Annotated in this window: 19 protein-coding genes; 11 read left to right on the top strand and 8 right to left on the bottom strand. The window is 55.4% G+C overall.

The genetic code is table 11. From position 1 onward, the window contains the following. Position 1 precedes the first annotated feature (1 nt). The 5 genes from pcnB (at position 2) to panD (ending at position 4,078) form a co-directional block, all read left to right on the top strand. Positions 2-1,420, top strand: coding sequence for a polynucleotide adenylyltransferase PcnB (gene pcnB, locus AC6I77_RS03390; protein WP_219848844.1), 1,419 nt, complete (start codon positions 2-4; stop codon positions 1,418-1,420). Continuing rightward, positions 1,417-1,902 (top strand): 2-amino-4-hydroxy-6-hydroxymethyldihydropteridine diphosphokinase, encoded by a 486-nt coding sequence (folK, locus tag AC6I77_RS03385; RefSeq protein WP_497816718.1) that lies wholly within the window; start codon positions 1,417-1,419, stop codon positions 1,900-1,902. Before pcnB ends, folK begins: the two co-directional genes overlap by 4 nt. Positions 1,903-1,985: 83 nt before the next feature. Beyond that, positions 1,986-2,780, top strand: coding sequence for a 3-methyl-2-oxobutanoate hydroxymethyltransferase (gene panB / locus AC6I77_RS03380; RefSeq protein ID WP_008925611.1), 795 nt, complete (start codon positions 1,986-1,988; stop codon positions 2,778-2,780). Positions 2,781-2,795: 15 nt separating this feature from the next. After that, positions 2,796-3,650, top strand: coding sequence for a pantoate--beta-alanine ligase (gene panC / locus AC6I77_RS03375; protein ID WP_008925610.1), 855 nt, complete (start codon positions 2,796-2,798; stop codon positions 3,648-3,650). 47 nt (positions 3,651-3,697) lie between these two features. Further along, positions 3,698-4,078: an aspartate 1-decarboxylase gene (gene panD / locus AC6I77_RS03370; RefSeq protein ID WP_008925609.1), complete on the top strand. Its 381-nt coding sequence runs from the start codon at positions 3,698-3,700 to the stop codon at positions 4,076-4,078. 66 nt (positions 4,079-4,144) lie between these two features. Here panD and AC6I77_RS03365 read toward each other — a convergent pair whose 3' ends face one another. From AC6I77_RS03365 to AC6I77_RS03355, 3 genes are all read right to left on the bottom strand, one after another. Then, positions 4,145-5,158 (bottom strand): acyltransferase family protein, encoded by a 1,014-nt coding sequence (locus AC6I77_RS03365; protein WP_497816717.1) that lies wholly within the window; start codon positions 5,156-5,158, stop codon positions 4,145-4,147. Positions 5,159-5,580: 422 nt separating this feature from the next. Continuing rightward, positions 5,581-6,351 carry an ABC transporter permease gene (locus AC6I77_RS03360; RefSeq protein WP_003854661.1) on the bottom strand — a complete coding sequence of 257 codons (771 nt, stop codon included), beginning with the start codon at positions 6,349-6,351 and terminating at the stop codon, positions 5,581-5,583. Then, positions 6,348-7,277 carry an ABC transporter ATP-binding protein gene (locus AC6I77_RS03355; protein ID WP_003854662.1) on the bottom strand — a complete coding sequence of 310 codons (930 nt, stop codon included), beginning with the start codon at positions 7,275-7,277 and terminating at the stop codon, positions 6,348-6,350. The genes AC6I77_RS03360 and AC6I77_RS03355 overlap by 4 nt, the downstream gene beginning before the upstream one ends. A 108-nt stretch (positions 7,278-7,385) precedes the next feature. Here AC6I77_RS03355 and can point away from each other — a divergent pair, with 108 nt between their 5' ends. Then, positions 7,386-8,042, top strand: coding sequence for a carbonate dehydratase (gene can, locus AC6I77_RS03350; protein ID WP_003854664.1), 657 nt, complete (start codon positions 7,386-7,388; stop codon positions 8,040-8,042). A gap of 81 nt (positions 8,043-8,123) precedes the next feature. Here the strand turns inward: can and hpt are convergent, their stop codons facing one another. Further along, positions 8,124-8,660 carry a hypoxanthine phosphoribosyltransferase gene (gene hpt / locus AC6I77_RS03345; protein ID WP_008925605.1) on the bottom strand — a complete coding sequence of 179 codons (537 nt, stop codon included), beginning with the start codon at positions 8,658-8,660 and terminating at the stop codon, positions 8,124-8,126. 234 nt (positions 8,661-8,894) lie between these two features. On the opposite strand from hpt, the gene AC6I77_RS03340 reads away from it, so the two are divergent. Continuing rightward, positions 8,895-10,178 (top strand): cystathionine gamma-synthase family protein, encoded by a 1,284-nt coding sequence (locus tag AC6I77_RS03340; protein ID WP_110411643.1) that lies wholly within the window; start codon positions 8,895-8,897, stop codon positions 10,176-10,178. On the opposite strand, the gene cueO is transcribed toward AC6I77_RS03340, so the two are convergent. Continuing rightward, complete coding sequence (gene cueO / locus AC6I77_RS03335) at positions 10,179-11,801, bottom strand: multicopper oxidase CueO (protein WP_442843877.1); 1,623 nt, start codon at positions 11,799-11,801, stop codon at positions 10,179-10,181. A gap of 181 nt (positions 11,802-11,982) precedes the next feature. On the opposite strand from cueO, the gene AC6I77_RS03330 reads away from it, so the two are divergent. From AC6I77_RS03330 to AC6I77_RS03315, 4 genes are all read left to right on the top strand, one after another. Then, positions 11,983-12,330, top strand: a complete 348-nt coding sequence (locus tag AC6I77_RS03330; protein WP_003854673.1) for a YacC family pilotin-like protein — start codon at positions 11,983-11,985, stop codon at positions 12,328-12,330. A 102-nt stretch (positions 12,331-12,432) separates the two neighbouring features. Further along, positions 12,433-13,296: a polyamine aminopropyltransferase gene (gene speE / locus AC6I77_RS03325; protein ID WP_008925603.1), complete on the top strand. Its 864-nt coding sequence runs from the start codon at positions 12,433-12,435 to the stop codon at positions 13,294-13,296. A 27-nt stretch (positions 13,297-13,323) separates the two neighbouring features. Continuing rightward, the gene (gene speD, locus AC6I77_RS03320) at positions 13,324-14,133 is read left to right on the top strand and encodes an adenosylmethionine decarboxylase (protein WP_003854677.1); all 810 of its coding nucleotides are present in this window, start codon (positions 13,324-13,326) and stop codon (positions 14,131-14,133) included. Between the two features lie 174 nt (positions 14,134-14,307). Beyond that, the gene (locus tag AC6I77_RS03315) at positions 14,308-15,600 is read left to right on the top strand and encodes a glycoside hydrolase family 28 protein (RefSeq protein WP_008925602.1); all 1,293 of its coding nucleotides are present in this window, start codon (positions 14,308-14,310) and stop codon (positions 15,598-15,600) included. A gap of 80 nt (positions 15,601-15,680) precedes the next feature. Here AC6I77_RS03315 and AC6I77_RS03310 read toward each other — a convergent pair whose 3' ends face one another. Genes AC6I77_RS03310 through dtnK form a run of 3 tightly spaced genes read right to left on the bottom strand, consistent with a single transcriptional unit; the run spans position 15,681 to position 18,693 of the window. Further along, positions 15,681-16,445 (bottom strand): DeoR/GlpR family DNA-binding transcription regulator, encoded by a 765-nt coding sequence (locus tag AC6I77_RS03310; RefSeq protein ID WP_003854682.1) that lies wholly within the window; start codon positions 16,443-16,445, stop codon positions 15,681-15,683. A 6-nt stretch (positions 16,446-16,451) separates the two neighbouring features. Beyond that, positions 16,452-17,432 (bottom strand): D-threonate 4-phosphate dehydrogenase, encoded by a 981-nt coding sequence (locus AC6I77_RS03305; RefSeq protein WP_003854687.1) that lies wholly within the window; start codon positions 17,430-17,432, stop codon positions 16,452-16,454. Further along, positions 17,425-18,693, bottom strand: a complete 1,269-nt coding sequence (gene dtnK, locus AC6I77_RS03300; RefSeq protein ID WP_039658756.1) for a D-threonate kinase — start codon at positions 18,691-18,693, stop codon at positions 17,425-17,427. Before dtnK ends, AC6I77_RS03305 begins: the two co-directional genes overlap by 8 nt. Positions 18,694-18,739: the final 46 nt, after the last annotated feature.

Below are 18,739 nucleotides of genomic sequence, written 5' to 3'. Positions count from 1 at the left end.
CATTTTTACCCGAGTAGCTAATTTTTGCCGGAAAGTCCTGAAGCGTGATGAAGAGGAAGCCCCAGCAGAGGTTGAACCAGAGCGTCTGATGACCATCATCCCTCGTGAAAGCCATACCATCTCACGTAAAGACATCAGCGAAAATGCCCTCAAAGTGCTCTATCGCCTGAACAAAGCCGGTTATGAAGCCTATCTGGTAGGCGGTGGCGTGCGCGATTTGCTACTGGGGCAAAAACCCAAAGATTTCGACGTGACCACCAACGCCACGCCAGAGCAAATGCGTAAGCTGTTCCGCAACTGTCGCCTGGTCGGTCGTCGTTTCCGTCTGGCACACGTCATGTTTGGCCCGGAAGTGATCGAAGTCGCAACGTTCCGTGGCCATCATCAGGTGGAAGAGATTGCAGAAGATCGTAACAGTTCGCAGCGCGCCCAGAGTGGCATGCTGCTGCGCGATAATATCTTTGGTTCTATCGAAGATGATGCCCAGCGTCGCGATCTCACCATCAACAGCCTCTACTACAGCGTGGCTGATTTCAGCGTGCGCGACTATGTCGGCGGCATCAGCGATCTCGAACAGGGCATTATCCGCCTGATTGGCGATCCGGAAACCCGCTACCGTGAAGATCCGGTGCGGATGCTGCGCGTTGCGCGTTTTGCCGCCAAGCTCAATATGCGTATTGCGCCGGAGACCGCCGAGCCGATTCCGCGTCTCGCCTCACTGCTACGTGATATCCCGCCTGCACGCCTGTTTGAAGAGTCACTGAAACTGCTACAGGCCGGATACGGTTACAGCACCTATCTTAAACTGTGTGAATATCAGCTGTTCCAGCCGCTGTTCCCGACGCTGGCACGCAACTTCACGGAAAACAGCGACAGTCACATGGAGCGGATGCTGGCTCAGGTGCTGAAAAATACCGATAACCGCATTCACAACGATATGCGCGTTAATCCGGCATTTCTGTTTGCCGCGATGTTCTGGTATCCGCAGCTTGAAGCGGCCGAACGCATCGCGCAGGAAAGTGGCCTGACCTACTTCGAAGCTTTTGCGATGGCGATGAACGATACGCTGGATGAAGCCTGCCGTGCGCTGGCGATTCCGAAGCGTATTACTTCGCTTATCCGCGATATCTGGCTGTTGCAGTTACGCATGTCACGCCGTCACGGTAAACGTGCCTGGAAACTGATGGAGCATCCGAAATTCCGCGCCGCTTACGATCTGCTGGCGCTGCGGGCAGAAGTGGAAAATAACCCTGAACTGCTGCGCCTGAGCCAGTGGTGGGGTGAATTCCAGGTGGCTGCGCCGCCACATCAGAAAAACATGCTGAATAACCTGGGTGATGATCCGGTGCCACGCAATAAATCGCGTCGTCCGCGCCGCCGTCCTTCCGCGCCGCGTCGTGACAATCAAAACGCCTCATGACACGGGTTTATCTCGCGTTAGGCAGTAACCTGGCCGATCCGCTGCATCAGGTTGATGCAGCGCTGATCGCACTGGATGCGTTGCCGCAGACGCAACGCATCGCGACCTCTCCGTTCTACCGCACGCCGCCCTATGGCCCACCCGATCAGCCCGATTTTCTCAATGCCGCAGTGGCACTTGAAACCGATCTCAGCGCAGACGCGCTGCTTGACCATACCCAGCGGATTGAGCTGGAGCATGGCCGGGTGCGCAAGGCAGAACGCTGGGGCCCCCGCACGCTGGACATCGATCTGATGCTGTTTGGCGATGCAGTGATCAACACGGAGCGGTTGATTGTGCCGCATTATGATCTGCAGAATCGCGCCTTTATGCTGGTGCCGCTGCTGGCGATTGCCCCGGATGCCCACCTGCCCGACGGCCGCGCACTCAGCACTTTTCTTGCCGCCCTCGACAGTAGCAGCATCGCGCTGTGGCATGGCTGATCAGACAAACGCAACTCTCTGATTCCGCTCTTTCACGCTATCCAGTAAACTGCGCCCATCAGAATTCCTGAGTTGAGAGCGCCATGAAACCCACCACGATTTCACATCTGCGTCAGGCGAAAGCCAGCGGTAAAAAGTTCGCGACGCTGACCGCCTACGATTTCAGTTTTGCCCGTCTGTTTGCCGATGAAGGTATTCAGGTGTTGCTTGTTGGTGATTCACTGGGAATGACGGTGCAGGGGCACGACTCCACGCTGCCGGTCACGGTCAGCGATATCGCTTATCACACCACCGCCGTACGCCGGGGTGCGCCGCAGGCACTGCTGCTCGCCGATCTGCCATTTATGAGTTATGCCACGCCACAGCAGACCTTTGAGAGTGCCGCACAGCTGATGCGTGCCGGCGCCAATATGGTGAAACTGGAAGGCGGCAGCTGGCTGGCTGAGACCGTGCAGATGCTGACCGAACGGGCCGTGCCGGTGTGTGGTCATCTTGGCCTGACGCCACAGTCGGTGAATATCTTTGGCGGCTATAAAGTACAGGGGCGTGATGAAGCAGGCGCAGAGCAGCTGCTGGCCGATGCGCTGGCACTGGAAGCCGCTGGCGCGCAGTTGATGGTACTGGAGTGCGTGCCGGTGTCGGTGGCGCAGCAGATTACCGACGCACTCACGATACCGGTGATTGGCATCGGTGCCGGTAACGTCACCGATGGTCAGATTCTGGTCATGCATGACGCGCTGGGCGTGACTGGCGGTCACATTCCCAAATTTGCTAAAAATTTCCTGGCGGAGACCGGCGATGTTCGCGCGGCGATTCGCCACTATATCGCCGAAGTCGAGGCCGGTACCTACCCGGCGGCAGAGCACAGTTTCCAGTAATCCAGGAGAGTCACCGTGTTGATCATTGAAACGCTGTTGATGCTGCGCCAGGAAGTCCGTCGCTGGCGTCAGCAGGGTAAACGCATTGCGCTGGTGCCGACCATGGGCAACCTGCATGAAGGCCATCTGACACTGGTGGATGAAGCGCGCGCCCGCGGCGACATCGTCATTGTCTCGATCTTTGTCAATCCCATGCAGTTCGATCGCGAAGATGACCTCGCGCGCTATCCGCGCACGCTGCAGGAAGATTGTGAAAAGCTGAACCGTCACCAGGTGGATGTGGTTTTTGCGCCTTCACCGGTTGAAGTCTATCCGCAGGGTACCCAGAATCAGACCTTTGTTGAGGTGCCGGTGCTCTCTTCCCTGCTGGAAGGCGCGATGCGACCAGGCCATTTTCGCGGCGTGGCGACCATCGTCAGCAAACTGTTTAATCTGGTGCAGCCCGATATTGCCTGTTTCGGTGAAAAGGATTTTCAGCAACTGGCTATCATTCGTAAGATGGTGGCCGATATGGGCTTTGACATTGAGATTGTGGGTGTGCCCACCGTGCGGGCTAAAGATGGCCTGGCGCTGAGTTCACGCAACGGCTACCTGACAGCCGATGAGCGTAAGCTGGCACCGTTGCTGAGCCAGGTAATGCGTCAGATGGCGACACGGCTGGAGAATGGCGAGCGTCAGATTGACGAGATCATCGAGGCCGCCAGCGAGGCACTGCTGGCGCAGGGATTGCGTCCTGATGGCCTGGCGATTTGTGATGCGGACACACTGCAGCCGCTGACGGTGGACAGTCAGCGCGCGGTGGTACTGATGGCCGCCTGGCTGGGTAAAGCCCGCCTGATTGATAATCAAACTGTTGACCTGACGCTGTAACTCTTTCTGCGGCAGGTTGTTTTATTTCTCTGACAAGGTTTCTGGCTATGATTCGCACTGTTCTGCAAGGCAAATTGCACCGCGTCAAGGTGACGCAGGCGGACCTCAACTATGAAGGTTCCTGCGCTATCGATCAGGATTTCCTGGATGCTTCCGGCATTCTGCAATATGAAGCGATTGATATTTATAACGTCACCAATGGCCAGCGCTTTTCCACCTACGCTATCGCGGCTGAGCGCGGATCGAAAATCATTTCAGTCAACGGTGCAGCAGCCCGCTGCGCCTGCGAGGGCGATATATTAATTATCTGCTCCTATGTGCAGGTTGAGGATGCCGAAGCGCGTCAGTGGCTGCCTAAAGTCGCCTATTTTGAAGGTGACAACCAGATGAAACGTCTGGCGAAAGCACTGCCAGTACAGATCGCCTGATTAATCGTTTATCTAAAAAAAGGGCCGCCGATAAAACGGTGGCCCTTTTCAATTCTGCTCCAGCAATTAAACCGGTTTGGTTGTCATCGGCTTTGATGACTTTTTCATCGTAAAGAGGAAATTAAACCAGCCGTGTTTTCTCATCAGACATAATGTCCACGGCAATGCCAGCGCTACCAGAAACGCTGAAATAAACTTCAGGTCATTTACCCAGGCTGACGGGCTTTCAAACTTCACAATCTTACTGAAGAACTGAATCGCCAGATAATGCGACAGGTAGAAGACAATAGAGTTGACGCCAATGTAGTAAACCAGGTCAGATTTCAGCTTAAGCGCAATCCAGACAAAAAACGGAACCGACAATAGTGCCAGCGGTGATAATAACGCCTGGGAATGACGTTCCAGTATAAAGATATTCAGGCAGGAAAGAAGTACAAAACTCACTACTGAAATCAGCAGCGTCGGACCATGCTGCACTTTCTCTGCAATATTCACCTGCTTTCTCACTACGTAATCGCCGAGATAGAAGAAGACAAACAGATAAAGCGATTTGTTGATGTGCGTATTGTCGAAGCTGGCAAACACGCCATCCGCCTCAATCGCCGGCAGCGCCCAGCTCAGCGTCATACAGACGGCAAACACCAGCAGGAATGGCAGGTGACGCGCAAAGATAATCACAATAAAGAAAATAAACAGTGAATGCAGGAACCAGGTCATATCACCGCCACCGGTCAGGTGGGAGAGAATAATATTCATCGGTGATTGCGGCGTATTAGCCATTGAGCTGAACAGGATTTTTAATCCGCCGTAGACGGCTACCCAGACCACAAAAGGATAGAGAATACTGCGTACTTTGTTATTAAAAAAAGGCCCCAGGCCTTTTCTCAACCCTGCATCGACAAATAAACCCGAAACAAAGAACATCAGCCCCAGTCTTACCGGTGCCAGCATCTCGTTCAACAGGCTGCTAAAGGCGGTAAAATGTCCGGCGTTATTATGTACGGCGATAGTGCTGTGCAAAAAAATGATTGCGAGAATACTTAATCCCCGCAGATTATCGATCCACGTTATACGATTCATCTTTTCCTGCCTTTTATTAAAAACTGGCCCTGAATTCGATGCCATTTTTCTTATTGAGAACATCCCAAGCCCACCCTTTCATCCCTGAGCAGAGGAATAACCTTATTCCGGCGGTATTTTGATAATTCGTAATAAAATAAACAACAGTCAGAACTTAAGGCTATTCTTAAAAAAATTTAACAGTTAAGAATCATTAAGATAGAGAAAGGTGTCAGATTATTATCAGATAATACTTAGGGTTATTTTTTGTGAGAAAGGATGTAAGCGAGGCGCCAGGCGGCTTCAGTGGCATAACAGAAACGTCAGGGTGGGTTTCAGGGGGAATTTTAAGGCCAGCCAGAACCGCAGGTATGGATGTTTTTTACTCAGCAAAAAAAAGCCACGCCCTTATCGAAGCGTGGCCCTTATGATTCAGGTTAACGTCAGGTGCGTAATCCGCGCCCGCGCTGTATCAGCGCATAGACCAGCCAGTAGAACACCAGAATAAAGGCCACCAGTACCGTGAGCGTAAACACCAGCGGCACATCGTTAATGCCCAGGAAGCCATAACGGAATCCGCTAATCATATAAACGATTGGATTCAGTTTAGAGACCGCCTGCCAGATTGGCGGGAGCAGACTCAGTGAATAGAATACGCCGCCCAGATAAGTCAGTGGCGTCAGCACAAAGGTCGGGATCAGGCTGATATCGTCAAAGGTGCGGGCAAACACGGCGTTCAGCAGGCCGGCCAGTGAAAACAGAATGGCGGTCAGCAGCAGCGTGATCGCGACCATCGACCAGGAGTGCACCTGAAACGGCACAAAGAACAGCGAGATCGCCGTCACCAGAATGCCCACGCAGACACCACGCGCTACGCCACCGCCAACATAACCGGCAATAATAATGTGGGTCGGCACCGGTGCAACCAACAGCTCTTCAATGTTGCGCTGGAACTTGGCGCTGAAGAACGACGACGCCACGTTGGCATAGGCGTTGGTGATCACCGCCATCATGATCAATCCCGGCACGATGAACTGCATATAGCTGAAGCCATGCATCTCACCGATACGCGAACCAATCAGGTTGCCGAAGATGATGAAATAGAGCGTCATGGTGATGACCGGCGGCACCAGCGTCTGGATCCAGATGCGGGCGAAACGGTTAACCTCTTTGGCCCAGATACTTTTCAGCGCCACCCAGTACAAATGTGTCATGCTTTTGCTCCTGTTTTTCCCTGCGTCGTCAGGCCAACGAACAGCTCTTCCAGACGGTTGGCTTTATTGCGCATACTCAGCACATGCACTCCCTGCGCGCTCAGCTGACTAAAGACGCTGTTGAGGCCCTGCTCACGCAGCACTTCCACTTCAAGCGTTGAGGTGTCAGTCAGCCGGTACTGAAACCCTTCCAGCGAGGGCAGCGGACTGCGCGGTGCCAGATCCAGGATAAAGGTTTCTGATTTGAGCTTGGACAGCAGCCCTTTCATCGAGGTGTTCTCCACCAGCTCACCGCTCTGGATAATGCCGATGTTGCGACACAGCATCTCCGCTTCTTCCAGATAATGGGTGGTGAGAATGATGGTGGTGCCTTTGGCATTAAGATCTTTCAGGAACACCCACATGGAGCGGCGCAGTTCGATATCCACGCCAGCGGTCGGCTCATCCAGAATCAGCAGTTTAGGCTCATGCATCAGCGCGCGGGCGATCATCAGACGACGTTTCATGCCGCCGGAGAGCATGCGCGCACGTTCGGTGCGTTTGCCCCACAGATCAAGCTGCTTCAGATACTTCTCCGCACGCTCATTGGCTTCACGACGCTCAACGCCGTAGTAGCCCGCCTGACTCACGACAATCTGCATCACCGTCTCAAACGGGTTGAAGTTAAACTCCTGCGGCACCAGGCCGAGCTGGCGTTTGGCATTCACCACATCTTTTTCCAGATCGTAGCCAAACACCCGCACGCTGCCTTCGGATTTATTAACCAGCGAGCTGATAATGCCGATGGTGGTGGATTTGCCGGCACCGTTTGGCCCCAGCAGTGCATAAAAGTCACCCGCTTCAACGTTAAGATCGATGCCCTTCAGCGCCTGCACGCCGCCGGGATAGGTCTTAGTCAGCCGGGAAAGTTCCAGTGCATAAGTCATTCTGCATCCATACCCTGTTTTGGTGGCATTGCAATGCCGTTTAAATTTATCAGACCCTGGCATATAGTACGCGCGCGCACTTTGCGCAGTAACCGGTCGCTCAACGCCATGACAGACATTAATACCCTGATCAGAAACAACCGCGAATGGTCAAAATTACTGGTTGAAGAAGATCCCAGCTTTTTTGAGCGTCTCGCCCAGGCACAAAAACCGCGCTTTCTGTGGATTGGCTGCTCTGATAGCCGTGTCCCTGCCGAACGCCTGACCGGACTGGAACCTGGCGAACTTTTTGTTCACCGCAACGTTGCCAATCTGGTGATCCACACTGACCTGAACTGTCTGTCCGTGGTGCAGTACGCTATTGAAGTGCTGGAAGTGGAACACGTTATCGTGTGCGGCCACTACGGCTGCGGCGGTGTGCAGGCGGCAATGGATAACCCGGAGCTGGGATTAATCGACAACTGGCTGCTGCACATCCGCGACCTCTGGTACAAGCATAGCGTGTTGCTGGGGGAACTCCCGCCGGATAAGCGCCTGGACAAACTGTGCGAAATCAACGTTATTGAACAAGTCTATAACCTGGGTCACTCGACCGTGCTGCAATCTGCCTGGAAACGCGGCAAAGATGTCTCCCTGCACGGCTGGGTCTATGGCATTCAGGACGGCTGCCTGCGTAACCTTAATGTCACGGCAAACAGCCGGGAGATCCTCGAACAGCGCTACCGTAATGGCATTGCTAATCTGCGGATGAACGGCGAATCCTGAGCCGATCGCGGCGTAAAGCGCGACATAGCCTACACCAGCTAACCGGTGCAGGCCTTGGAAGAATGTGCGGTCAGAGCGGGATCAGGATTCCAGCGGCACCACTTTGCCGATATAAGGCAGATGGCGATAGTGCTGAGCATAGTCGATACCAAAGCCCACCACGAACTCGTCCGGAATCGCAAAGCCGACATACTCAACGTTTACATCGACTTCACGGCGCTCTGGCTTATCCAGCAGGGTACAGATCGCCAGTGATTTTGGCTGACGCAGCTGCAGAATCTCACGTACTTTGCTCAGGGTGTTACCCGAGTCGATGATATCTTCGACGATCAGCACATCCTTGCCACGAATGTCTTCATCCAGATCTTTCAGGATTTTCACATCACGTGTGCTGGACATGCCGCTGCCGTAACTGGAAGCCGTCATAAAGTCGACTTCATGCGGCACATCAATGGCGCGGCAGAGATCAGCCATGAACATGAATGAGCCGCGCAGCAGCCCTACCAGCACCATATCGCTGCCGCTGTCGCGGTAGTGCTCGTTAATCTCTTTGCCCAGTTCAGCGATGCGCGTGGCGATTGCCTGTTCAGGGATCATCACTTCAACAGTGTGTTTCATTGCGTTCAGCCCGGTTACGTCAGAAAGCCCCGAAGTCTATCACAGACGCAGCCGCGACGGCTGTGCGGCACCCGAAGCAAACGATTACGTCGCGAAATTTATCATACAGGGTCTGCAGCTCACAGAAATGCGCATTACCTTAGAACATTCTGGCATTTACCAGCATGATTCGCTGCATGGTAGCCTTTATCCAACAGATCGTTACTCTACTCGCGCCGCTGGCCGGAGATCACAATGACTTCATATTCAGGCAAAAAAACGCATATTGGCGACAGGCCACTTCACCCTGAAACTCAGATGCTGAACTATGGCTATGATCCCCGCCTCTCTGAAGGTGCGGTGAAGCCGCCCGTGTTTCTGACGTCGACATTTGTCTTTGACAGCGCTGAAGAGGGGCGGGACTTCTTTGACTACGTTTCTGGCCGACGTGAGCCACCGGAAGGCAAATCTGGTGGTCTGGTCTATTCCCGCTTTAATCACCCTAACAGCGAAATTGTTGAAGATCGGCTGGCGGTTTATGAGCAGGCAGAAAGCTGTTCGCTTTTCTCTTCCGGCATGGCCGCCATCTCCACTGCCCTGCTGGCGTTTGCCCGTCCAGGCGAGGTGATCCTGCACTCCCAGCCGCTCTATGGCGGCACCGAAACGCTGCTCAGCAAAACGCTTCACAATCTGGATATTCAGGCCGTGGGTTTCAGTGACGGTAATGATGAAGTCAAAGTGCGGGATGCTGCTCAGCAGGCGATGGTGCAGGGCCGGGTGGCGGTGATCCTGATTGAAACGCCGGCGAATCCCACCAACAGCCTGGTCAATATCCGCCTGATGGCGCGTATTGCCGATGAGATTGACCAGCAGCAGGGTTCACGACCCATTATCGCCTGTGACAACACCCTGCTCGGCCCGCTGTTCCAGCAGCCGCTGACGCTGGGCGCTGACCTGTCGCTTTATTCGTTAACCAAATATGTAGGCGGTCACTCTGACCTTATTGCGGGTGCCGCAATGGGCAGTAAGGCGCTGATGGCGAAAGTGCGCGCCCTGCGCAGCGCCATCGGCACGCAGCTGGATCCGCACTCAAGCTGGATGCTTAGCCGCTCGCTGGAAACCCTGTCGCTGCGGATGGAGAAAGCTTTTCAAAATGCGGAAGCGGTCGCGGCGTTTCTGCGCGATCACCCGAAAGTGGCGAAGCTGCACTGGCTACCTTATCTGGATGCGGAGAGCGCCGAAGGGAAGACTTATCGTGAACAGTGCAGCGGCGCGGGTTCAACCTTCTCATTTGATATCACCGGCGGCCAGGCTGCGGCGTTCCGTTTTCTCAATGCGCTGTCACTGTTTAAGCAGGCGGTGAGCCTGGGCGGTACCGAGTCGCTGGCCAGCCATCCTGGCAGTACCACCCACTCCGGCGTGCCGCAGGCGGTGCGTCAGCGTATTGGTATCACTGACGCCACGGTGCGGCTGTCGATTGGCATCGAGAACGCCGGCGACCTGATTGAAGACATCAAACTGGCGCTCGATCAGGTGTAATCAGCTCACGGTAAAGCCCAGCATCATGCCGGTATCTTCATGCTCCAGCAGATGGCAATGGGCCATGTAAGCGTGTTCGGCGGCGGCGACATAATTGAAGCGTACCAGCACTTCACTGCGCCAGCCGTCGACATTCACCATATCTTTCCAGCCCTGCCGATGCGGAGCGGGCGGTTTGCCATTTTCAGAGAGAATACGGAACTGAGTGCCATGAATGTGGAACGGATGCAGCATGGCATCGCCCTCCCCTGAAATCGTCCATTTTTCATAATCACCCAGTTTCACCGCAAACGACGGTTTTTTCATGTCAAAGGCCTGGCCGTTGATCTTGTTGCCGTTGTGGAAATCGTAACCGGCGGGCGGCGCATTGCCGTGCATGCTGTGATCCATACCTTCCATACCTTCCATACCTTCCATACCTTCCATACCTTCCATCGGCTCTGCCGCCTTTTTCTTCGGCGTCTGCGGCATCGAATGATGACCGCCCTTGCCCATCGCTTTCTCGCCGTAGCGCTGCATCAATGCCTGCATGCCCTGCTGGTCCAGTTGCGGATCCATCATCAGTTGCAGCCAGCGTGTCGTCAGTCCGTCGGTGGCGGGCAGCGCGGGCAGCGTCGCCAGCCGATCCGGCAGCGTGGCGCTGGCCATCACCCGCAGCGGCAGGATCTGCACCAGTGGCAGCGGCTGGTCAAACGGCGGCAGCGTCATGCCCATCTGCTCTGTTGGCAGCGTGACCAGATCAAAGGCCTTGCCATCAGAGGTATCAATCATCACCTCAAAACGTTCGCCCGGCAGGAGCGGTAACGCGTCGAGCTTCACGGGCTCAGCCAGCAGACCGCCATCGCTGGCGATGATATAAAGAGGACGTTTATCACTGGCGGCAATGTTCAGCGAACGGGCGTTACAGCCGTTGAGTAGCCTCAGACGCATCCAGCCCCGCGGCACCGCATGCTGCGGATACTGCACGCCGTTGGTCAGCATCATGTCGCCAAACCAGCCCACCGCGGCGCGCATCACGTCGAGCTGATAATCAATATGGCTGCCATCTTTGGTCAGCTGCTTATCCTGGAAAATCAGCGGCACATCATCCACGCCCCACTGCGAAGGCAAGCGCAGCGTTCCGCTCTCTTTGTCTTCCAGCAGGATCAGGCCCGCCAGCCCCTGTGCCACCTGATGCCCGGTCTTACCGTGCAAATGCGGGTGATACCAGCAGGTGGCGGCGGGTTGATCGGGCGTAAAAGAGACCTGACGCGAACCACCAGGCGCAATCACCGCTTGCGGGCCGCCATCGACGGCGCCGGGGATTTCCAGACCGTGCCAGTGCAGGGTGGTCGCCTCATTGAGGCGGTTATAGATGTTGACCGTAACCGGTTTACCACTCTGCATCTTCAGCACCGGTCCCAGCAGGCTGCCGTTATAGCCCCAGGTCGGCACCGCTTTGCCGTTCCACTGGGTGGTGCCCTGCATCGCGGTGAGGCTGTAGCTTCCCCTGGCATCAGGTTCCAGCAGCGACGGGATCGGCAACAGTGGACGGGTGGCCGCCATCAGCGAACGGCTCCAGAGCGGCAAAGCTCCGGCTGCACTCAGTGTGGCGGTGAGTTTCAGGAAATGGCGACGTTGCATGGTGATCATCCTTGTGGCATCAGTGCAGACAGCCTAAACCCTGACCTTATGGGAAGGTCAAGTCTTACCCGTGAGAATCTGACGAAAAAAGGCGGTACAGCGCCCTGCAGCGCCAAATTAATCGAAAATCTGAGAATAACTGTGCTAACGTCATGAGCAATATCCATTGAAGAGAAAGACTATGAAGCAAAGTATCAGGATCCTGCTGTTGACGGGACTCCTTGGCTTCTCCTCCACCAGTTTTGCCCTGAGTGAATCCGAAGCGGAAGATCTGGCTGATCTCACGGCGGTTTTCGTCTATCTGAAAAATGATTGTGGCTATCAGGATTTACCGGACGCGCAGATTCGCAAAGCGCTGGTCTTTTTTGCTCAGCAGAACCGCTGGGATTTAAGTAATTACAGCAACTACAACATGAAGGCGCTGGGCGAAGATAGCTATCGCGATCTCAGCGGCATCGCCATCACCAACGATAAAAAATGTAAGTCACTGGCCCGCGATTCCCTGAGCCTGCTGGCCTACGTCAGGTAACAGCTCTGCCCTCTGCAGCCGGACATTGACCGTGCAACGGCGGTCAGTGTTAGCTATCATGTGCCGCCCATCTTCATGGCGATGTCATCAGAGGAGAGCACCATGGCCCAAAATGAAACGTGGTATGAAACCCTTCATGCTGGTTTTGGCCAGTATTTCACGGTAGACAAAGAGCTTTACCGTGAAAAGACTGCGCATCAGGATTTAATCATTTTCGAAAATGCCGCAATGGGCCGTGTTATGGCGCTGGACGGGGTTGTGCAGACCACCGAACGCGACGAATTTATCTATCATGAAATGATGACTCACGTTCCACTGCTGGCGCATGGCGCGGCGAAGAGCGTCCTGATTATCGGCGGCGGCGATGGCGCAATGCTGCGTGAAGTATCACGTCATCCGGAAGTCGAAAAGATTACTATGGTGGAGATCGATGCGGGCGTCGTAACCTTCTGTCGCCAGTATCTGCCAAACCACAGTGCAGGCGCCTATGACGACCCACGCTTTACGCTGGTGATTGATGACGGCGTTAATTTCGTCAATCAGACCCAGGAAAAATTCGATGTCATCATCTCTGACTGTACGGATCCAATTGGTCCGGGCGAGAGTCTGTTTACCTCCGAATTTTATGCGGGTTGCAAAGCGTCCCTTAATGAAAATGGCATCTTCGTGGCGCAGAATGGCGTCTGCTTCCTTCAGCAGGATGAAGCCGTCAACAGCCATCGCAAGCTGAGCCACTATTTTGGCGATGTCAGTTTCTATCAGGCGGCGATTCCGACCTACTACGGCGGTATTATGACCTTTGCCTGGGCGAGTGATAATCCGGCGCTGCGCCAGCTTGATACCGCCACTCTGCAGACACGTTTCAAGGCTGCTGGCCTGACCTGCCGTTATTACACACCAGCGATTCATACCGGCAGCTTCGCTCTGCCTCAATATCTGTTAAATGCGTTATCTGCCGCGTGCTGATCGGGCATTTTTAAGGGGTTAACAAAATTGCAAAAGCTAAAACTACATGGCTTCAATAACCTGACGAAAAGCCTGAGTTTTTGTATTTACGATATCTGTTACGCGAATACTGAAGCTGAACGCGATGGTTACATCGCCTACATTGATGAACAATATAACGCTAACCGGTTGACGGAAATCCTGACGGAGACCTGCTCAATTATCGGGGCTAACGTGCTTAACATTGCACGCCAGGATTATGAACCGCAGGGAGCCAGCGTCACGATTCTGGTCAGTGAAGAGCCGATCGATCCCAAAGATATCGATAACTCCGAGCATCCAGGCCCGCTGCCAAACTCGGTGGTGGCGCATCTCGATAAAAGCCATATCTGCGTGCATACCTATCCGGAGAGCCACCCGGAAGGCGGACTTTGCACTTTCCGCGCCGATATCGAAGTCTCAACCTGTGGCGTGATTTCACCGCTTAAGGCGCTGAACTATCTGATCCACCAGCTGGAGTCAGATATTGTCACCGTCGATTACCGGGTGCGCGGTTTTACCCGTGATGTGAAAGGGATGAAGCACTTTATCGATCACGAGATCAATTCGATTCAGAACTTCATGTCTGACGATATGAAAGCGATGTATGACATGGTGGATGTGAATGTCTATCAGGAGAACATCTTCCACACCAAGATGTTGCTGAAAGAGTTCGACCTGAAACACTACCTGTTTAACACCCGCCCGGAAGATCTCAGCCCGCAGGAGCATAAGCGTATTACTGACCTGCTGTGGAAAGAGATGCGTGAGATCTACTACGGCAGAAATATCCCCTCAGTGGGCCTGAAAACCCTCTGATGATCCGGCGCGCAGCGTGACACCCCATAACCTGCGCGTCTCTTCCCACTTATCCCTCCGACTTTTCATCACGGCAACCGCCGTAATTCCCTGATCGCCAGCAATAATTTGCCTGCCAGAGCGTGCTACTTTCAGCGCTGAACGCTCATTTCTCAACCACTACAGGCAAAAAAAATGGCAAGAATTAACATTATTGATTTCGCTGCCGTCCCGGACGCCACCTCACTTTCCACTCAGGCGATACAGCGCGCGATTGATAGCGCATCAGCAGGCGACACGGTGCTGATCCCGGCTGGCCGCTTTCTGACCGGTGCGCTGTTTCTGAAAAGTGAGATGACGCTGGAGCTGGCGAAAGATGCCATGCTGCTCGGCAGCCAGCGGCTGGAGGACTACCCGGACATCCCTACGCGCGTGGCGGGAATTGATATGGTCTGGCCCGCGGCGATGCTTAACATTAATCACTGCCGCAACGTCACCGTCTGCGGCAGCGGCACGTTCGACGGACAGGGTGCCGTCTGGTGGCATAAATTCTGGGGCGACGACGAGAACAGCGGGATGCTGGCGGACTATACCCGTCGCGGCCTGCGCTGGGTGGTGGATTACGACTGCAGGCGTCCACGTAACGTAGTGGTTTACGAGAGCGAATGCGTGACGCTGGAGGACTTCACCTCACAGGATTCCGGCTTCTGGAACCTGCACGTCTGCTATTCGAAACAGGTGAATCTGCAGAGGCTACGTGTCATGAACGCCACCGGCCCCAGCACCGACGGCATTGATATTGATTCCAGCCAGTTAGTGCGTGTGGAGAGCTGTACGGTCTCCTGCAATGACGACAATATCTGCGTGAAATCGGGTCGCGGCGCGGAAGCACAGCAGCTCGGCAGAACCGCACGCGATATCATTATTCGCGACTGCACTCTGCTGAAAGGTTCGGGCATTACCCTGGGCAGCGAAACCTCTGGCGGTATCGAAAATGTCATCATCGAACACAACCGTTTTTCCGGCACTGGCGTCGGCTTTCGCATCAAGTCCGCCCGAAATCGCGGCGGCTGGATCAAAAACATCGTGGTTCGCCATCTGAAGATGGAGGATGTCTGTTATCCGTTTATGCTGCAGCTGAACTGGTTCCCGCAGTACAGCTACAGCGAACAGCCCGCCGACACCAAACAGCCGCCACACTGGCGTAAGCTGGCATCAGGCGTCACGGGTGATGCTGGCCTGACGCGGGTTGAGAATATCAGTATCAGTCATATCAGCAGCAGCCTGACTCAGCCAGCGGCGTTTTCCCGCGCCTTTTTTGTTGAAGGCACGCCGGAAAACCCAATCGAACAGCTGAGTTTCAGCGATATTACGCTGCAGGCGCAGGAGTTTGGCAAAATAGCGGGCGTAACGAATCTGAGGTTTGAGCGGGTTACGGTAGACGCGCCGGCAATGACGCGCGAAGAGCATGACGCCTACGCGCGTTAACGGCGACTGCAGAAGATAAACGCGCAGTGCTGCTCTCACCCTGCTTTACGATGAGGTCAGAGAAGCACGGCGCGTTCAGTTCAGGCAGAGGTCAGCGCCAGCGTAATACCGCGCTCGCGCAGCGTGCGGCAGACATCCTCGTCTAACCGGCTGTCGGTCACTACATCGGTCAGATCATCCACCGGTGACGCGCAGAACAGCGACCAGGAGCCATATTTACTGCTGTCCGCCAGCAGAACCCGACGCGCCGCATTGGCCAGCAGGTCATGTTTCAGCCCCGCTTTCTCTTCAGTCGGCGTGGTAATACCGCGCTCAAGGCTCCAGGAGTTACAGCTGACAAACGCAATATCGGGATTGATGCTGCGCAGCAACCGCCGTCCATGTTCACCCACACAGGACTGACTGGAGTCGTCGATCCGGCCGCCAATAATCGTCACTTCGATCTGCTTAAACTCAGACAGAAACAGTGCAATGTGCAGGTCGGCCGTAATGACCCGCAGCGGCAGATGGGTGAGCTGTCGCGCCAGCTCCAGCATGGTGGTTCCTGCATCCAGCACCACCGCATCGCCCGCCCGGACAAAACTGGCGGCGCATGCGGCGATCGCCTGCTTCTCGGCCAGGTTCCGCTGCATTTTCTCCAGCGTAGTCGGCTGGGCAGGAATAAAACGATTCAGGGTGACGCCGCCATGACTGCGGCTGATCACGCCCTCTTTATCCAGCTTAATTAAATCACGTCGAATCGTGGCGGGTGAGGCGGAAATCGCACTGACCAGTTGCTCAACAGTCACCAGATTATGGCTTTTCAGGTAATCCATAATCTGGTCAAGACGGCTCTGTCCCTTCATATTTCCCTATGCGAGCTGCATCGCGAGTTTAATCGAGATCGCCATGCTGTCAGACTTCGCTTTACCTGTCCAGGCGATATCAAATGCCGTGCCGTGGTCAGCAGAGGTGCGGATAAACGGCAGGCCTGCGGTAATGTTCACGCCATCATAGAAGCCCAGCAGTTTAAGCGGGATGTGCCCCTGATCATGGTACATCGCCACCACCATGTCATAGCGTCCATCCTGGCACTGCAGAAACACCGTGTCCGGCGGGCAAGGCCCGGAGACATCAATCCCCTGCGCTTTCATCGCCTCAATCGCGGGGGCAACGGTGGTGATCTCCTCATCGCCAAACAGCCCGTTCTCGCCAGCGTGCGGATTAACACCTGCCACGGCGATACGCGGGGCGCTGTAGCCGACACGACGCAGGAAGGTGTCCGCCATACCAATTACCGTTTTGATGCGCGTCTGATTGAGCGTGTCGAGGAACTTACGCAGTGCAATGTGGGTTGTGACATGAATGACTTTCAGCTTATCGGTGTAGAGCACCATGGCGTAATCTTTGGTGTCAGTCAGGTGCGCCAGCAGTTCGGTATGACCCGGATAGAGATGGCCCGCCGCATGCATCGCCTCTTTGTTCAGCGGCGCGGTGGCTATGGCATGCACCTCACCGGCCAATGCCAGTTCGGTGGCACGCTTTACGCAGCGCCATGCCAGATCCCCCGCCTCTTTCTGCACCACGCCAGGTTTCAGCGCGTCGGGATCGGCCAGCGGCTCATCGATCACATTGATAATGCCGGGCGCAAACCGTGCATCCTGTACCCGATCCAGCACCCGCAGCTCGGCCTGTGGCGTGATGTTCATCGCCATAATGCGGCGCAGCGTACTGGCACAGCCAATCACCACGGCAGGAATGCCATTCAGCTCACCTTCAGAGAGCGCTTTAATGATGATTTCCGGGCTGATGCCCGCCGGATCGCCCATGGTGATCGCAATAATTTTACTCACTCGACTTCTCCTCAATAAAACCAATGGCTGCTACCAGGGTATTTTCATCACCAAAGCCACCCGCTTTGGTCATCACCGGCAGAGTAAATTCACTGTTAAGCAGAACCCCGTGCGGCACACAACCCGTCACCAGACCCTGAATTTTAAAGCCGCTGGCCCCCAGCCCCTGAGCAACGGCTATCGCCACGTCGCCGCCCGACAGATAGAGCGCATGCGGCAGCTGTGCCCGGCACAGACTCAGGGTCATTTCGCCCAGCAGCTGACAGATCGCCTCACCCAGCTGCTGGCGCGTCACGCTGTGCTGCTGGCAGAGATCCTCGATCGCGTGTCGCTGGGATTCATGCTGGCAGGTACGGATCACCGTGTGGCGACCGGCACGCAGTGCGGCAGCCGCCTGTTCAATCCAGCTATCCCGGCCACACCAGGCGGGCTGCTGAAACAGCTGACGAATATCAACATCCACGATTTCCACTGCCTGCTGGTTAAGCAGCGTGGCGATCTGCTGCTCTGCCTGACGACTCATCGATCCCACCACCGCCAGCACAGGCCGCGAAGGACAAGAAGGACGAACTGAGAGCGCAGCACCCAGCGCATCGCTTAATCCGGCGGCCCCGACCAGCAGAGGCTTCTCTGCCAGCCGCGCCGCAGCGGTAATGAGTCGCGCCAGGTCGGCCTCCGTTTCGGCATCTACCACCACCACGCCCTGCGCAGCTGCCAGCACGGCATCCAGCCGATCGCTGCGCAGCGTGGCGAGATCGATCTCCATACCGTCGATCTGCATCTGATCGAGAATCCGGGCGCTGAGGATCGGGGTTTTGGGATCGCTGGCAAATTCGGTATCCGTCAGTAACCGCTGATTCACCCACACGCTGCCCTCACGTGTGGTGCGGCCCAGGCGCGGCACGGCCGGTGCCACCAGCGCCAGCCTTTTGCCGCTGGCGCGCAGTGCCGCCACCGTTTCAGCACCGACGTTGCCACGCAGCGTGGAGTCGATCTTTTTGAACAGCCAGCCCTGCTGAAACTGTGCCGCGTAATGCTGTACCACCTGCGTGACGTGCTCTGCCGCCTGACTGATGCTGACCGCCCGGCTGTCAGTACTGATTACCAGCACATCCGCCGCCTCGTCGGGCTGCGGCGCGGCGGTGCCGAACAGCACATGTACACGGGCACCGGCCTGTGCCAGTCCACTACCTGCATCGTTAGCACCGGTAAAGTCATCGGCGATGACCAGCACCGGGGTTTTCCATATTGATGAGCCCATCCTCACTCCTGTCAGGCTATTGCCGCTGTATTTGATTATATTCAAT

The organism is Pantoea sp. X-Soil-ISGK-259, from assembly GCF_059730705.1.
The sequence above is the reverse complement of the archived record's forward strand: the minus strand, read 5'-3'. Positions and strand labels throughout refer to the sequence as shown.

Bases quoted from the DNA above. Each gene is read 5' to 3' on its own strand.
- folK (WP_497816718.1), top strand. From the start codon at position 1,417: ATGACACGGGTTTATCTCGCGTTAGGCAGTAACCTGGCCGATCCGCTG.
- panB (WP_008925611.1), top strand. From the start codon at position 1,986: ATGAAACCCACCACGATTTCACATCTGCGTCAGGCGAAAGCCAGCGGT.
- panD (WP_008925609.1), top strand. From the start codon at position 3,698: ATGATTCGCACTGTTCTGCAAGGCAAATTGCACCGCGTCAAGGTGACG.
- AC6I77_RS03365 (WP_497816717.1), bottom strand. From the start codon at position 5,158: ATGAATCGTATAACGTGGATCGATAATCTGCGGGGATTAAGTATTCTC.
- AC6I77_RS03360 (WP_003854661.1), bottom strand. From the start codon at position 6,351: ATGACACATTTGTACTGGGTGGCGCTGAAAAGTATCTGGGCCAAAGAG.
- AC6I77_RS03355 (WP_003854662.1), bottom strand. From the start codon at position 7,277: ATGACTTATGCACTGGAACTTTCCCGGCTGACTAAGACCTATCCCGGC.
- can (WP_003854664.1), top strand. From the start codon at position 7,386: ATGACAGACATTAATACCCTGATCAGAAACAACCGCGAATGGTCAAAA.
- hpt (WP_008925605.1), bottom strand. From the start codon at position 8,660: ATGAAACACACTGTTGAAGTGATGATCCCTGAACAGGCAATCGCCACG.
- AC6I77_RS03340 (WP_110411643.1), top strand. From the start codon at position 8,895: ATGACTTCATATTCAGGCAAAAAAACGCATATTGGCGACAGGCCACTT.
- cueO (WP_442843877.1), bottom strand. From the start codon at position 11,801: ATGCAACGTCGCCATTTCCTGAAACTCACCGCCACACTGAGTGCAGCC.
- AC6I77_RS03330 (WP_003854673.1), top strand. From the start codon at position 11,983: ATGAAGCAAAGTATCAGGATCCTGCTGTTGACGGGACTCCTTGGCTTC.
- speE (WP_008925603.1), top strand. From the start codon at position 12,433: ATGGCCCAAAATGAAACGTGGTATGAAACCCTTCATGCTGGTTTTGGC.
- AC6I77_RS03315 (WP_008925602.1), top strand. From the start codon at position 14,308: ATGGCAAGAATTAACATTATTGATTTCGCTGCCGTCCCGGACGCCACC.
- AC6I77_RS03310 (WP_003854682.1), bottom strand. From the start codon at position 16,445: ATGAAGGGACAGAGCCGTCTTGACCAGATTATGGATTACCTGAAAAGC.
- dtnK (WP_039658756.1), bottom strand. From the start codon at position 18,693: ATGGGCTCATCAATATGGAAAACCCCGGTGCTGGTCATCGCCGATGAC.